The organism is Rickettsiales endosymbiont of Stachyamoeba lipophora (assembly GCF_003932735.1).
Classification (GTDB): Bacteria; Pseudomonadota; Alphaproteobacteria; order Rickettsiales; family 33-17; genus RICK01.
In genome coordinates, this window is the sequence record NZ_CP033611.1 from 350,010 (window position 1) to 362,153 (window position 12,144).

Annotated in this window: 14 protein-coding genes, 1 tRNA gene and 2 pseudogenes; 3 read left to right on the forward strand and 14 right to left on the reverse strand. The window is 33.6% G+C overall.

Annotation, left to right across the window (positions count from 1 at the left end; translation table 11 throughout):
* Nucleotides 1-532 precede the first annotated feature (532 nt).
* The 5 genes from EF513_RS01520 to EF513_RS01540 are packed head-to-tail and all read right to left on the reverse strand — an operon-like array spanning nucleotide 533 to nucleotide 3,038.
* Nucleotides 533-943 (reverse strand): hypothetical protein, encoded by a 411-nt coding sequence (locus EF513_RS01520; protein WP_125215654.1) that lies wholly within the window; start codon nucleotides 941-943, stop codon nucleotides 533-535.
* Nucleotides 944-961: 18 nt separating this feature from the next.
* Nucleotides 962-1,348: a hypothetical protein gene (locus EF513_RS01525; RefSeq protein ID WP_125215655.1), complete on the reverse strand. Its 387-nt coding sequence runs from the start codon at nucleotides 1,346-1,348 to the stop codon at nucleotides 962-964.
* A 39-nt stretch (nucleotides 1,349-1,387) separates the two neighbouring features.
* On the reverse strand, nucleotides 1,388-1,663 hold the full coding sequence (locus tag EF513_RS01530) for a DUF2610 domain-containing protein (RefSeq protein ID WP_125215656.1): 276 nt from the start codon (nucleotides 1,661-1,663) through the stop codon (nucleotides 1,388-1,390).
* 9 nt (nucleotides 1,664-1,672) lie between these two features.
* Entirely contained in the window at nucleotides 1,673-2,101 is a 429-nt protein-coding gene (locus EF513_RS01535; RefSeq protein ID WP_125215657.1) for a hypothetical protein, read from the reverse strand.
* A gap of 1 nt (nucleotide 2,102) precedes the next feature.
* Nucleotides 2,103-3,038, reverse strand: coding sequence for a metal ABC transporter substrate-binding protein (locus tag EF513_RS01540; protein ID WP_125215658.1), 936 nt, complete (start codon nucleotides 3,036-3,038; stop codon nucleotides 2,103-2,105).
* On the opposite strand from EF513_RS01540, the gene EF513_RS01545 reads away from it, so the two are divergent.
* Together EF513_RS01545 and EF513_RS01550 are read left to right on the forward strand one after the other, a co-directional pair.
* Complete coding sequence (locus EF513_RS01545) at nucleotides 3,037-3,771, forward strand: metal ABC transporter ATP-binding protein (protein WP_125215659.1); 735 nt, start codon at nucleotides 3,037-3,039, stop codon at nucleotides 3,769-3,771. The two genes, EF513_RS01540 and EF513_RS01545, sit on opposite strands and share 2 nt — an antisense overlap.
* A gap of 170 nt (nucleotides 3,772-3,941) precedes the next feature.
* Complete coding sequence (locus EF513_RS01550) at nucleotides 3,942-4,331, forward strand: hypothetical protein (RefSeq protein WP_125215660.1); 390 nt, start codon at nucleotides 3,942-3,944, stop codon at nucleotides 4,329-4,331.
* 65 nt (nucleotides 4,332-4,396) lie between these two features.
* Here the strand turns inward: EF513_RS01550 and EF513_RS01555 are convergent, their stop codons facing one another.
* The 8 genes and pseudogenes from EF513_RS01555 to dcd form a co-directional block, all read right to left on the reverse strand.
* A complete protein-coding gene (locus tag EF513_RS01555) occupies nucleotides 4,397-4,687 on the reverse strand; it encodes a YggT family protein (protein ID WP_125215661.1) in 291 nt (96 codons plus the stop codon).
* Nucleotides 4,688-4,694: 7 nt separating this feature from the next.
* On the reverse strand, nucleotides 4,695-5,537 hold the full coding sequence (locus EF513_RS01560) for a LolA family protein (protein WP_125215662.1): 843 nt from the start codon (nucleotides 5,535-5,537) through the stop codon (nucleotides 4,695-4,697).
* Nucleotides 5,530-7,098: pseudogene (locus EF513_RS01565) on the reverse strand (DNA translocase FtsK); the annotation flags it as partial. The gene EF513_RS01560 and the pseudogene EF513_RS01565, both read right to left, overlap by 8 nt.
* Before the next feature lie 213 nt (nucleotides 7,099-7,311).
* Nucleotides 7,312-7,788 (reverse strand): annotated as a pseudogene (locus tag EF513_RS08130) (DNA translocase FtsK 4TM domain-containing protein); the annotation flags it as partial.
* A gap of 16 nt (nucleotides 7,789-7,804) precedes the next feature.
* Complete coding sequence (gene infA / locus EF513_RS01570; protein ID WP_125215664.1) at nucleotides 7,805-8,026, reverse strand: translation initiation factor IF-1; 222 nt, start codon at nucleotides 8,024-8,026, stop codon at nucleotides 7,805-7,807.
* Between the two features lie 205 nt (nucleotides 8,027-8,231).
* Nucleotides 8,232-9,083, reverse strand: coding sequence for an Hsp33 family molecular chaperone HslO (gene hslO / locus EF513_RS01575; RefSeq protein WP_125215665.1), 852 nt, complete (start codon nucleotides 9,081-9,083; stop codon nucleotides 8,232-8,234).
* The gene (gene murA, locus EF513_RS01580) at nucleotides 9,076-10,371 is read right to left on the reverse strand and encodes a UDP-N-acetylglucosamine 1-carboxyvinyltransferase (protein WP_125215666.1); all 1,296 of its coding nucleotides are present in this window, start codon (nucleotides 10,369-10,371) and stop codon (nucleotides 9,076-9,078) included. Before murA ends, hslO begins: the two co-directional genes overlap by 8 nt.
* Entirely contained in the window at nucleotides 10,364-10,942 is a 579-nt protein-coding gene (dcd, locus tag EF513_RS01585) for a dCTP deaminase (RefSeq protein WP_125215667.1), read from the reverse strand. The genes murA and dcd overlap by 8 nt, the downstream gene beginning before the upstream one ends.
* A 219-nt stretch (nucleotides 10,943-11,161) precedes the next feature.
* Between dcd and EF513_RS01590 the strand changes: the two genes are divergently transcribed.
* On the forward strand, nucleotides 11,162-11,566 hold the full coding sequence (locus tag EF513_RS01590; RefSeq protein ID WP_125215668.1) for a hypothetical protein: 405 nt from the start codon (nucleotides 11,162-11,164) through the stop codon (nucleotides 11,564-11,566).
* A 255-nt stretch (nucleotides 11,567-11,821) separates the two neighbouring features.
* On the opposite strand, the gene EF513_RS01595 is transcribed toward EF513_RS01590, so the two are convergent.
* Nucleotides 11,822-11,896, reverse strand: a tRNA-Glu gene (locus tag EF513_RS01595).
* Nucleotides 11,897-12,144: the final 248 nt, after the last annotated feature.

The following is a 12,144-nucleotide window of genomic DNA, read 5'->3' on the forward strand; positions in this document are numbered from 1 at the left end:
ACATTATATTTAAATGCCCTTTTAGAGACTTTTAAAAGCTTTTGGCTTAAGGATATATTTTAAAAATATATCCTTTTTTATAAGCAATTGACAATAGCGATCGTCCTTGCAACAAAATTGCTTTTTATGTTCTTTTGATGCTTTATTTTTTTTTATTTAGCATAAGATTATACAGCTGCGCTGCTTTCCTTACGGCTTTAGCACAAGCTATTTCATTCTTTGATTATTTTGCGTTTTAATTTGATATAATTCATAAAGAAAGTGGATTTAATTTCTATTAATATCTAGAGCAATTCAAGCGCCCCAGCCAGGAACCTAAGTAACTGCCTTACCTTAAAGCAATAGTGATCTTTATAGATACCCTTCTACCAAATCTAAACAAAAATAATAAGCACTATAAACTATGCAAATTCAAGCCATTAGAAAATTATTTTTAGCTTACAAAGTATCAATTACAATAACAAAAAAGGACTTAAAGCTTAGTAAAGCCTTAAGTCCAGAAAGAAACCAAGCTAAGTTAACAACTATCCTACTACTTTGTTAGAGAAGAAGATGGATCTTGAGTTTTTGATACAAAAGATGAAGACCTACCTCTTGGGCTCGCTTGAGCAGCTCTAGAGGTTGATCTACTTCTTGGAGTAACTTGAGTAGCATTTGATGCTGATCTACTTCTTAAATTTGGTTCTCTTGGAGAATTAAGTATCTGAGCAAGAGAGCTCACTCTAGGGTCTCTAGGAGATAACGATATTAACTCTGGACTAGATGTAGGCAATTGCAAGCTTGTGCTAGCAGAACGCGGTGAAGAAACCAATTCAGAATGATGCCCCTTAGGCTTACGGGCAAACAACTCTTTTATCTTAGTTTTGAATGAAGGACTTTTAGGAGCATTTTGTTCTAAATAATCTTTGCCCAGCAGTTGGGTTAGTTTATTTTGTCTACGCAATATAGCATCAAGGCTGTCTTAAGTCGTAATAGGTGAATGAACATCAACAGAAGGCTGTTGAACAGCACTAGAAGCCTTTGCCTGTTTAATCTCACTTGCTAGCTTGGCGCTAACTACCATATCTGCAAATTCTTCGTCAGTAAGGCTTGCATGCAATCTCTGCGCAATAAGCTCAACTTTACTACTTTGCCTGCCGAAAGATGGCGATACAGACGAACCAGCTGATGATCCAACTTGCGTTAATAATGATTGATCATCACTATATAAAATTTCATCAATGTCTTCCTCACTAAGAAGCGTACTTAATGTCATATTTAGACTTTTAACCATTTTTTCAGCTAAAGCTGCCGAAGATGAATTTGCATCTTCTAATGGTAGATAAGTAGTATTTTTGTTTGCCATCATGTTATTTAATCCTCATTTTGATGAAAGATTAAAAAACCACTATTCCTGCCCTTCTGGAGCACCTTCTTCCTCTTGACCACTACTAATGGCATATACACATAAATCCTCAAAGGATACACCGTTCTTTTCAGCTAAATCTTTTAATTTACCGATACTGTCCATTACTTCAGGTGGAATTTGGCCTCCTCGTTCTTTTGAAAGCCAATCAGCCTGAAAATGCAATGGATGATGCGTACCTTCCGGGTTACCTATATATATAGTAAATGGTGACGTTTGATTACCAAAAATACAAGGAACAGAAAATTTTTTAACCATTGTTTTTACCTATATTCCGCGATTGATATCTTTACTACTACGAGTTGCTGTAACCAAATTAACCCAAAACCCTTTACTGCCAAAGTTAAGCAATTTGAATAAAAATCCACGCTGATGTCTAATTAGCTTAGTAAAGTGACCAACATCTTCTGCTAGTCCTACTATACTTGCCTCATCATCAATCCCATATTCATGAAGGTTAGCTTCAGGATTATGAAAATTGTGGTTATATACTTGTTTTATTGGGCTATTTTTTAACTTTATTAGCTGATACTCAGGAGTAACCGGCTTTTTATAACTATTATCTGACTGATCATGCCATTTTTTCAGTTTCGTTTTACGCCTGGCAAGCAAGGTATTATTACGATTACCCTTTAAAATCAGCCAAACTAGAATTATAAAAATTGTAACAGCTAATAATACAAACCCTAATTTCATATTAAAGTAAACAATCCGATATTCGTGTTAAGACATTATTTAACATTTTAACATAAGAATTTTCAGAAATATAGTTTTTTTGATTATTTATTTCAACATTCTCCATTTCAAGCAATGTTGGAACTAGTCCTATCTTTTTGTAAATTTCATTAGTTTTATTTGTATTAAATTCTACCTCCATTAACGCACATTTAACCTTATTTTGTTTAACTTTATCAGTTAATTTTTTGATTCTAGATAGGCTTACTTGCTGATAATGATTAGAAAAAAGTGTATCAACTAAAGTTAGTCCTAAATCCTTCTCTAAATATTGAAGAGAATCATGCGTGATAAAATATTGTTTATCTTTATTTAAGTGAGTTTGTTCAAAGTTTGCTTTAATCCCTTCTAAGTCTTGCTTAAAAGCAGCCAAGTTTGCTTTAATTGCTTGTTCAGCGTTTGGAATTTGCTTAATAATTACTTGAGCAATAGCTTCTGCAATAATTTGCGCATTACTCACATCTAACCAGTAATGACCATCTGCTGAATGCTCATGTTTTTTACCATGATGGTGTCCCTTACAATCATGACGCTGATCCAGCAGCTTTATTTTCTCAATTTTGCTTAAATTTAATACCTTATCACTGGGCTTAACCTTTATATATTTAGCTAAGTTAGGCTCAAACTCCTCCCCTACGATAATCATTTTATCTGAATCGGTAATTCTTCTTAAGTCTCCTACTAATAAGGTATAATTATGAGGGTCTTGGTTTGGTCTAACCAAATAATCAACTTGCACATACTCCTTAGCAATATCTTGTACAATTCCTGCAATTGGCCTGATAGTGGTAATTATTTTAATTTTTGGTCCAACATAAGCTTGCGCGCTTGCCGAAGTGTTAAATATAGTTAATATAACAAACAATGATAAAATAAAATTTTTAAAAAAAATACTCATGACCGACAATCTCCTATTAAGTTTAAACGATGTTGGCCTCAAATTGAATAACAAGATTGTTTTAGAACATATTAATTTTGAATTAAAAAGCAATCAAATTATTACAATTATTGGCCCTAATGGCAGCGGCAAAACTAGTCTAATTAAACTAATCATTAGATTAATCAAGCCTAGTAGCGGACAAATTTATATTAAAAAAAATTTAAAAATTGGTTACGTACCACAAAAATTTATTGCCAACCCCATTATCCCTATAACTGCAGGAAATTTTCTGAAAATTCAATGTAAATTAAGCAAATCTACCCACTTATTTACTAAAATAATAGAAATTTTCCGAGTGACCCACCTACTTGACCACCAACTAAGCACTCTTTCAGGTGGTGAACTACAAAAAATTATGCTAGCTCGCAGCATGCTAGTAAGCCCAGATGTATTAATTCTGGATGAACCCACCCAAGGAGTGGATACTCCAGGACAGATCTATTTTTATAAATTAATGAATGAGCTTAAAGATCAATTTAACTTAAGTATTATCTTAGTTTCACATGATTTGCATTTTGTGATGAAGCAAACTAATTTAGTATTATGCTTAAACAAACATATTTGCTGCATGGGTACGCCGCTTGAAATCAGTAATAATGTTAATTATCAACATTTATTTGGCAGAGATGCCGCTAATGTTATGTCGCTTTACTCACATGAACATGATCATCAACATAATTTTGCTGACTAAAAAAATATAAATATAGCCAAAATTTACTAACCAAGCTATGCAACAAGGAGAAAAATACTAATTTTTATCCTAAGTTTCTGCTTGATACAGCCCTCCAATCCTTTTAAGGTTTTATTAACTTTTGTTACATTAGAGCAAAATTTAATAAACTTGAATCACAGGAGAACTCTATGGCTTATAAACATATGACTCAAAATGACTTTTTTAGTCCTAACAATAATTTAGGCTTTAACCTCTCTGGTAATCTGTATACCAAAGGAAATTGGGCAGTTAAAAATGAGCAAGAAATTAATCTTGATCATGCAAACACTGCAGCAGAAAAAGTTATTTCATTTAAAACTGATAAAGCAATTCATGTTGATAATAGCACTGTTACCGCTCAAGAAGCATTATTTTTTGATAGCCCTAACATGCATGCTCATCAATCTACTTTCAATGCCCCACATATATATTTTCTTAAAACTGCTCAGCAAGATGTAGAGGACAATGTTTATAATGGATTAGTTGAATTAGTTGAAGATTCGGCTCACATGAACGATATTTATAATTCTTATCTTTAAAAAAATAATCACCAAGAAGTTTAGACCTCTTGGTGATTTAAATACCTGTATGGCTTTAAGTATAGCTAAAATACATATAAGTAATTGATGATAATGCTTTTAGTTAAATCAAGCATTAAAAACAACAGGATTGGTGAAATATCCACCACCCCTAAATTCGGCAAAATACTACGCAATTTATTTAGCACCGGTTCATATAACTTATCAAGCGCATAACTTATTCTATTTACAATAATATTGTAACGGTTAACAATTTCAAAAGTAACCAGCAAATTAACGATAATATTTATAATTAAACCAAATTTATAGATACTAACTATACTAATTATAAAATCTAAAAATGGATTAATATTCATCTTACCTCTATTGTTTTTTGATTATCGTAGGATTTTTAAATGTAAACAATTTATTATCAACAGCAACATTAAATTTCATATTATGAAATGAAACTGAAGTTTGCTGATTATTTTGATCAGTAAATTCTAATTTTTTTAGCTCAAACGGCGCTTCAGTAAATACTAAGGTAATTTTCTTAAAACCCTGCTTGTTTTTACTTAATTTATTTTTAGTTACGATAAATTTCAATAATCCATATTTTTTAACATGCTCAGTTCGAATATTATCATCTTTAAAATCTATCACTTTAGCAGTTAAGAACGAACCCATAACCTCATCAACATTAGTATAAGTCGCCTCATTTAGCTCGTAATCATAATATATTAAAAATCCACCATTAATAATAATTAATACAGGGATAGGTGGATGATAATGCCATCTAAGCTTACCCGGCCTACTTAAAAAAAACTGGCCTTCATTACTGCTACCATCTGGTGCAATTTGAATAAAATCAGCAACTAAGGTTTTAATACTATTTAAGTAATTTACAACTTTGGTATATTCGCTGCATTGATTGCAGCCACCTTGCTTCCCAAGTTCAGTACTAATATCTTCTTGATTAACTTGCTCTACAAAATCATCAATAAATCTCTTGTTAGATTTTAATTCGGCGGTCAACTGCAGTCCAACGCTCGAATCCTCCCGTACTCCATATACACTGAGATGGTCCTCTGTTGTTCCATATACTTCTTCTTGAACTTGACTACCAAAATCGAGTTGTGAAAGAGGTTTAACCTTCTCTGCATTGACTGAAAAACTGATAAGCCCACAAGCCATTAATAAAATAAAGCATAATATTTTTTTATTCATTGTCGCTATTTAATAAAATTTCTCTTTTTCCAACGTGATTGGCAGCACTGATTATACCTTCTCTTTCCATTTGTTCAATGATATTTGCCGCCCTATTATAACCAATTTTTAAACATCTTTGAATGTAGCTAGTAGAAGCTTTTTTGTCTCTTAAAATAATTTGTACAGCTTGACTATATAAAGAATCACCACCTTCACCACCAAAATCTCCGAAATTGTCCTCAGTATTTTGTTCTTTAGTAATATCATCAATATAATTTGGTTCACCTTGTGTTTTAAGTAGGCTAACTACCTTTTCTACTTCTTGATCACTAACAAATGGACCATGAACACGAGTTATTTTACTTCCTCCCGCCATATATAACATATCACCCATTCCCAGTAACTGCTCTGCCCCTTGCTCTCCTAGAATGGTTCTACTATCAATTTTAGAAGTCACCTGAAAACTAATTCTAGTTGGAAAGTTAGCTTTAATCACCCCAGTAATAACATCCACCGAAGGACGTTGGGTTGCCATAACGATATGGATTCCAGCCGCGCGAGCCATTTGAGCTAAACGTTGAATTGAAGCTTCAATATCTTTACCTGCAACTAACATCAAATCAGCCATTTCATCTACAATTACAACAATATATGGTAAGGCATTATCATCTATTTCATATTTTTCATAGAGCGGTTTGCCAGTCTCCATATCAAAGCCAGTTTGCAGACTACGGGTAAGTTTTAGTCCTTGGCGTTTTGCATTAATTATTTTCTCATTAAATCCGTCTATATTTCTTACGCCAATACTAGACATAAGTTTATAACGATTTTCCATTTCTCTTACTACCCATTTTAAGGCTACTACAGCCTTACCGGGCTCTGTTACCACTGGTGATAGTAAATGTGGAATTCCATCATAAACTGATAATTCTAACATCTTGGGATCAATCATGATAAACCTACACTGCTCAGGAGTAAGTTTATATAGCAGCGATAAAATCATGGTGTTAATTGCCACTGATTTACCTGAACCGGTAGTACCTGCTACTAGCAAATGAGGCATACGTGCCAGGTCGGCAATTACCGCCTCCCCTCCAATATTTTTTCCTAGAGCAAGAGGTAGCTTGGATGTAGAGTTTTTAAAAGAGTCCTGTTCTAAAATTTCCCTAAGCAATACTACTTCACGTTCTTTATTAGGCAACTCAATTCCAATAAGATTTTTTCCTGGCACTACTGCAATCCTAGCAGAGAGAGCACTCATTGAGCGCGAAATATCATCTGCTAAACCAATAATACGCGAAGATTTAGTGCCAGCAGCAGGCTCGAGTTCATAAAGGGTAACCACCGGCCCTGGCTTAACATCGATCATATCTCCTTTAATACCAAAATCGTTTAATACTCCACTTAATCTTTCAAGCTGCTGATCAAGAAAAACTTTGCTAATAACTACTACTTTCTTACCTGCCTTAGCTAAAAGATCAATATCAGGTAAAATATAGCGTTTATTTAAAATTTCTTCCTCAATAGGTGATTTTATCTTGGTTTTAGTAAGTTTTGTTTTAACCTTATCAGTAAATTTGGCGAGTGTATGCTCCTCATCATTTTTAAAAATAATATCATCTTCCAATTGGTAATCATCATTAAAATCAGATAGCTCACTATTTTCATCATCAGCTAAAGCGGCATTTTTATTCCGTTTAAACTTAAAATTTAGTCTTGTAATAATTTGAATTAAGTTAATGATAAATTTAATAAATTTTAGAGGATTTAAACTAATTATAGCAAAAAATAATCCCACTCCTATTATCCACAAGGCAGGTAAAATAAATTTTTGATATTGATATATTATGGTTGCAAATTTTGATTTCACATACCAACCGACCCATCCCCCACCACTGATAATATCAAATTTTTCAATAATAGGAAGAAAGCTAAATGCTACGCAAACTATAGTTAAAGTGATCGGTAAAAGTAACAACCTAAATTTAATAAACTTAGGCTGAGTATTTTTTAACAAATGTAGACTATAAGTAACTATTACCAGAGGAATTAAAAACGAAGAGTAACCAAAAGGTTGTAATATTAAATCTGCTAAATGTGCACCTACCTTACCTAAAAAATTGTGATATTTATCGATAGTAGTTGCATGGCTAAACGAAGGATCTGCTGGGTCGTAAGTAATTATAGATGTAAAAAACATTAAGCCCACACTTAACAGGCTCATACTTAAAAGAATTTTTTTAAACTGTAATTTGCTTAACAGATTCATTCCTTCAAAACTTAACTTAGCTTTTATGACGATGAATTACGCGCCCTTTAGTTAAATCATATGGGGTCATCTCGATAGTGACTTTATCTCCTGCGAGAACTTTAATACGATTTTTGCGCATTTTACCTGAAGTATGGGCTATAATCTCATGGCCATTATCTAATTTAACCCTAAAGGTAGCATTAGGCAACAACTCAACAACTTGCCCTTCAAATTCTATAAGCTCTTCTTTAGCCATTTTTATTCCTTCTTTATTTAACAGATCTCTTAGAAAACCTACTTTCTGAAGACAATTTTATTATCCAATCCGGATTAAGCTTCGAAAAATACTATCTGGTATTCTCCGGTGCTCGCTTCCGATTTCTCTATCAACCCTGCTTCATTATTTGGTTTTGTAAAAGATCTAATATTTATTAATTATTGCTAAATATAGCAAAATTATATTATATGTCTTCTAAAATCATTTCTTTTTTACAAAATTCGCATTTAACTGAGATTTTACCATCTATCTTTAAACTATCGATCTCTTCTTGCGGCAATGATTTGATTACTTTCAATGCTCTTAAATGAGAACAACGGCATTTATTTCCTAAAGGCTTTTTGTCAAATACCATTACATCATGCTCATTATAAAGCTTTTTTAGCAAGCCCTTGCCATCTATATTTTCTTCTAACAGCTCTTCCTGAGTAATGGTATTGGTAAACATCTCTACCTCACGCCAGTCTTCATTAGTAGCTAAAATACTAGAATTTCCAGGTATATATTGCACCATTAAAGCACCACCTCGGTAATCTCCGTCATCAGAGATTGCTATTTTAATAATAGTAGGCAATTGCTCGGAATTACTAATATAATTCATAAATATTTCAGCAACTCCGCTTCCAGTGATTTCCGCAATACCTTGATATCTATCATAACCCTCACCTAAATCGATCGTAATGGTTATATTCCCCTGCCCTAATAAATCTTCAAAATTGGGGTTTTGCGCTTCTGCTAATTCTTGTGGATCAAAACTTACATATCCTCGTAAATCCAGCTTATCAGTTGCATCCACGACCAAGTGTTTAATGATTTTATTACTCACCATTTGGATAGTAATAATACCATCCTTTTTTAAATCGCTCCCAAACATACTCGCAATCATTAAAGCTTCAAATAAAATATTTGAAATAGCTTGAGGGTATCTATGCTTATCAATAATTTCTGATAAATTTTTACCGGCTTTAACAATCTTACCGCGAATATTACTTGAGCCAACCAAAAATGGTCTTAAATAATCTAATTCATCAACCATTAACTGACCTAATTCTACTAATATTAGCACCTAGCTTCTGTAACTTGGCCTCAATACGATCATAACCGCGATCAAGATGGTATACACGGTTTATCGCCGTCTCTTTAGGAGAAGAAAGTGCTGCGATAATCAGGCTCACTGAAGCTCTTAAGTCGGTCGACATTACCTCTGCACCATTTAAAGCATTTACCCCATTTATTACTGCCGTGTTACCAGAAATACCAATATCTGCGCCCATTCTAATTAACTCAGGTACATGCATAAACCGATTTTCGAATACCGTTTCAGTAATAATAGATTTACCTTTGGCGATGGTCATCATTGCCATAAATTGCGCTTGCGCATCCGTAGGGAACCCCGGAAAAGGATTAGTAGTAATTTCTAAAGGTCTTAAATGAGATTCAGATCTTTTAATAACTAGTTTACCTTGATCCTCAGCAATGGTTATTCCAGCCTCTACAAAAAATTCCTTTACTCCGTTAAATACTTCAGCAGTAATATGGTGCAAATGAATTTCACCATTAGTAATACCTGCAATTGCTGCAAAAGTAGCTGCTTCGATGCGATCAGGGATGATGGTATGTGCCGCAGAACGTAACTTATTAACACCCTCAATAATAATTTGCTCGGTTCCTTCGCCAGTAATCTTCGCGCCCATACTATTTAAGCATCTGGCTAAATCAATGATTTCTGGTTCACGGGCAGCATTATTAATAATAGTTTTGCCAGAAGCTAAGCTTGCTGCCATCATAATATTTTCAGTTGCACCCACGGAAGCTTTAGCAAAATTGATTTCCGCGCCACTTAAACCGTTTGGAGCATCGGCGTAAATATACCCTTCTTCAATTTTAATATTAGCTCCCATTAATTTTAAAGCTTCAAGATGCAAATCTACCGGACGCGTACCAATAGCACAACCACCAGGAAGGGAAACTACCGCCCTACCAAACCTAGCAAGCAATGGACCTAAAACAATAATTGAAGCACGCATTTTTCGCACCAACTCATAAGGTGCTGTAAAATCATTAATATTATCCCCTGAAATTACCAGTTTTTTAGACCAGGTTTCATATTCAGTAGTATAGCCATTAACTTGTATTTCTACACCGAGTTGCAGTAGTAAGCGATTCATTGAAACTATGTCTGCCAAAAACGGAATATTATCAATAGTAAGTTCACCAGAACAAAGGATACTGGCAGTCATAATAGGCAAAGCTGCATTCTTAGCCCCACTTATTACCACTTCACCATAAAGAGGTTTACCACCTGTTATAACAAATTTATCCATTTACAACCTTAGGTAAGGTAACGCCAGTTTGCCCCATATATTTACCCGCGCGATCTGCATATGAAACTTCGCATATTTCAGAACCTTTTAAGAATAAGAACTGGCACACACCTTCATTAGCATAAATTTTGGCAGGAAGTGGTGTAGTATTAGAAAATTCTAATGTAACATGCCCTTCCCATTCCGGCTCAAGCGGGGTTACATTAACAATGATGCCACAACGAGCATAAGTAGATTTACCTACGCATATAACTAACACATCACGTGGGATACGAAAATATTCCACTGTACGAGCCAATACAAAACTATTGGGAGGAATAATACACGCTTCACTTTCGCGCTTCACAAAACTTGAGTTGCTAAAATTTTTAGGATCAACCACATCATTATCTACGTTAGTGAAAATTTTAAATTCTGGCGCAACTCTGGCATCATAACCGTATGAAGAAAGTCCGTAAGAAATAATTCCCTTATTTTTATTATCAAGTTTTTGCTGGGTATCAACAAACGGCTCTATCATTCCTTGTTCTAAAGCCATTTGTCTGATCCAACTATCAGCCATTATTGCCATGTTTATTTCCTAAAGTTAATTTACAAACAAAATAAACTAAGATAGTTGAAAATCAAGGATTTTTTCCTGCAGTAAAGAAGTGATTCTTTATAAAAGCTTGTAACTTCAAGCTTAATCGTAACTTAAAATTTTTGGTTAAAATTATCTTTGTTTAACCTATATAACCTCCAAAATTTTTATAAGATTTCTTTAATATGCTTGAATAAAAGGAACGTATGTATGACTATTGCAAATCTGGCTAAACAGTATAACGCTTTTCAACATAAAGTTGGAAAATCTTTAGATGATAGTTTCAAACAAGAAATACCTATCCTTTTTGCAGAAAATTTCAAAAAACTCGTTAATGGTGTTGAGTTAGTAAGCGATAGATCAGCTATTAGCAAGCAACTTGCAGATGTAAAGTTAATAGCCGGATGCTGGGTTGTGGAACTCAAAGAGCATCTTCCTTGCATTGATAATATCCATTGCACTTTGCGATATTATTTAATTACCAAAAACCTAGGAAGCTTTGATGTCATTGCTATATTAAAATCTCATGATGGCAATTTACTGGATGAAGTGAATGAAATATATTATCAAATGGACATGGATGTGGATAATATCGAACACCACACTTCTAATTAAAATTTTTAGGTTATAGCTGATGTCCACAAAATTGTACCAATGAGATTTTGAGGATAATTTTTAAAATTTTTAGCAAATGTTAAAAAGTATTTTGATATCTGTAAATACACAATAGTTTAAAATAGCTTTAAGCAACAACCCTTTACTATAACTCAGATAATTTATTGCACTGCAGCCCTTAGTTAAATAAAAATAAAGTTAATTGGCAGGTAGCCACCTTGAAATGAGAATTTATACTTAGGAAAATTATAAAGATGGTGACCCCTACGGGACTCGAACCCGTGTTACCACCGTGAAAGGGTGGTGTCCTAACCGCTAGACGAAGGGGCCATAAATTTGGATAGGTTCTTTTTAAGTTAATTTAAATAATAAAGCAAGTAAATTTTGAAGCTACGTTAAAATATTTTCATCTTGATTTTTAATTAGAGCTATTACCCAATATATTTTGGGTTTAAGTTTAGGAGGGATATAAGGTTATACCCTCAGGATTCGAATAAGATATTTAGCCTAACCAGTTGGCTTATTATGTAGATTTCATGGTAAGCAAAAGCTATTATTTTCTTAAAAAGTCTATTGAT

Excerpts from the sequence above, each read along its gene's own strand:
- murA (WP_125215666.1), bottom strand. The coding sequence starts at position 10,371 with ATGGATAAATTTGTTATAACAGGTGGTAAACCTCTTTATGGTGAAGTG.
- EF513_RS01545 (WP_125215659.1), top strand. The coding sequence starts at position 3,037 with ATGACCGACAATCTCCTATTAAGTTTAAACGATGTTGGCCTCAAATTG.
- EF513_RS01560 (WP_125215662.1), bottom strand. The coding sequence starts at position 5,537 with ATGAATAAAAAAATATTATGCTTTATTTTATTAATGGCTTGTGGGCTT.
- EF513_RS01550 (WP_125215660.1), top strand. The coding sequence starts at position 3,942 with ATGGCTTATAAACATATGACTCAAAATGACTTTTTTAGTCCTAACAAT.
- EF513_RS01535 (WP_125215657.1), bottom strand. The coding sequence starts at position 2,101 with ATGAAATTAGGGTTTGTATTATTAGCTGTTACAATTTTTATAATTCTA.
- infA (WP_125215664.1), bottom strand. The coding sequence starts at position 8,026 with ATGGCTAAAGAAGAGCTTATAGAATTTGAAGGGCAAGTTGTTGAGTTG.
- EF513_RS01540 (WP_125215658.1), bottom strand. The coding sequence starts at position 3,038 with ATGAGTATTTTTTTTAAAAATTTTATTTTATCATTGTTTGTTATATTA.
- EF513_RS01555 (WP_125215661.1), bottom strand. The coding sequence starts at position 4,687 with ATGAATATTAATCCATTTTTAGATTTTATAATTAGTATAGTTAGTATC.
- EF513_RS01525 (WP_125215655.1), bottom strand. The coding sequence starts at position 1,348 with ATGATGGCAAACAAAAATACTACTTATCTACCATTAGAAGATGCAAAT.
- EF513_RS01590 (WP_125215668.1), top strand. The coding sequence starts at position 11,162 with ATGACTATTGCAAATCTGGCTAAACAGTATAACGCTTTTCAACATAAA.
- dcd (WP_125215667.1), bottom strand. The coding sequence starts at position 10,942 with ATGGCAATAATGGCTGATAGTTGGATCAGACAAATGGCTTTAGAACAA.
- hslO (WP_125215665.1), bottom strand. The coding sequence starts at position 9,083 with ATGGTTGATGAATTAGATTATTTAAGACCATTTTTGGTTGGCTCAAGT.
- EF513_RS01530 (WP_125215656.1), bottom strand. The coding sequence starts at position 1,663 with ATGGTTAAAAAATTTTCTGTTCCTTGTATTTTTGGTAATCAAACGTCA.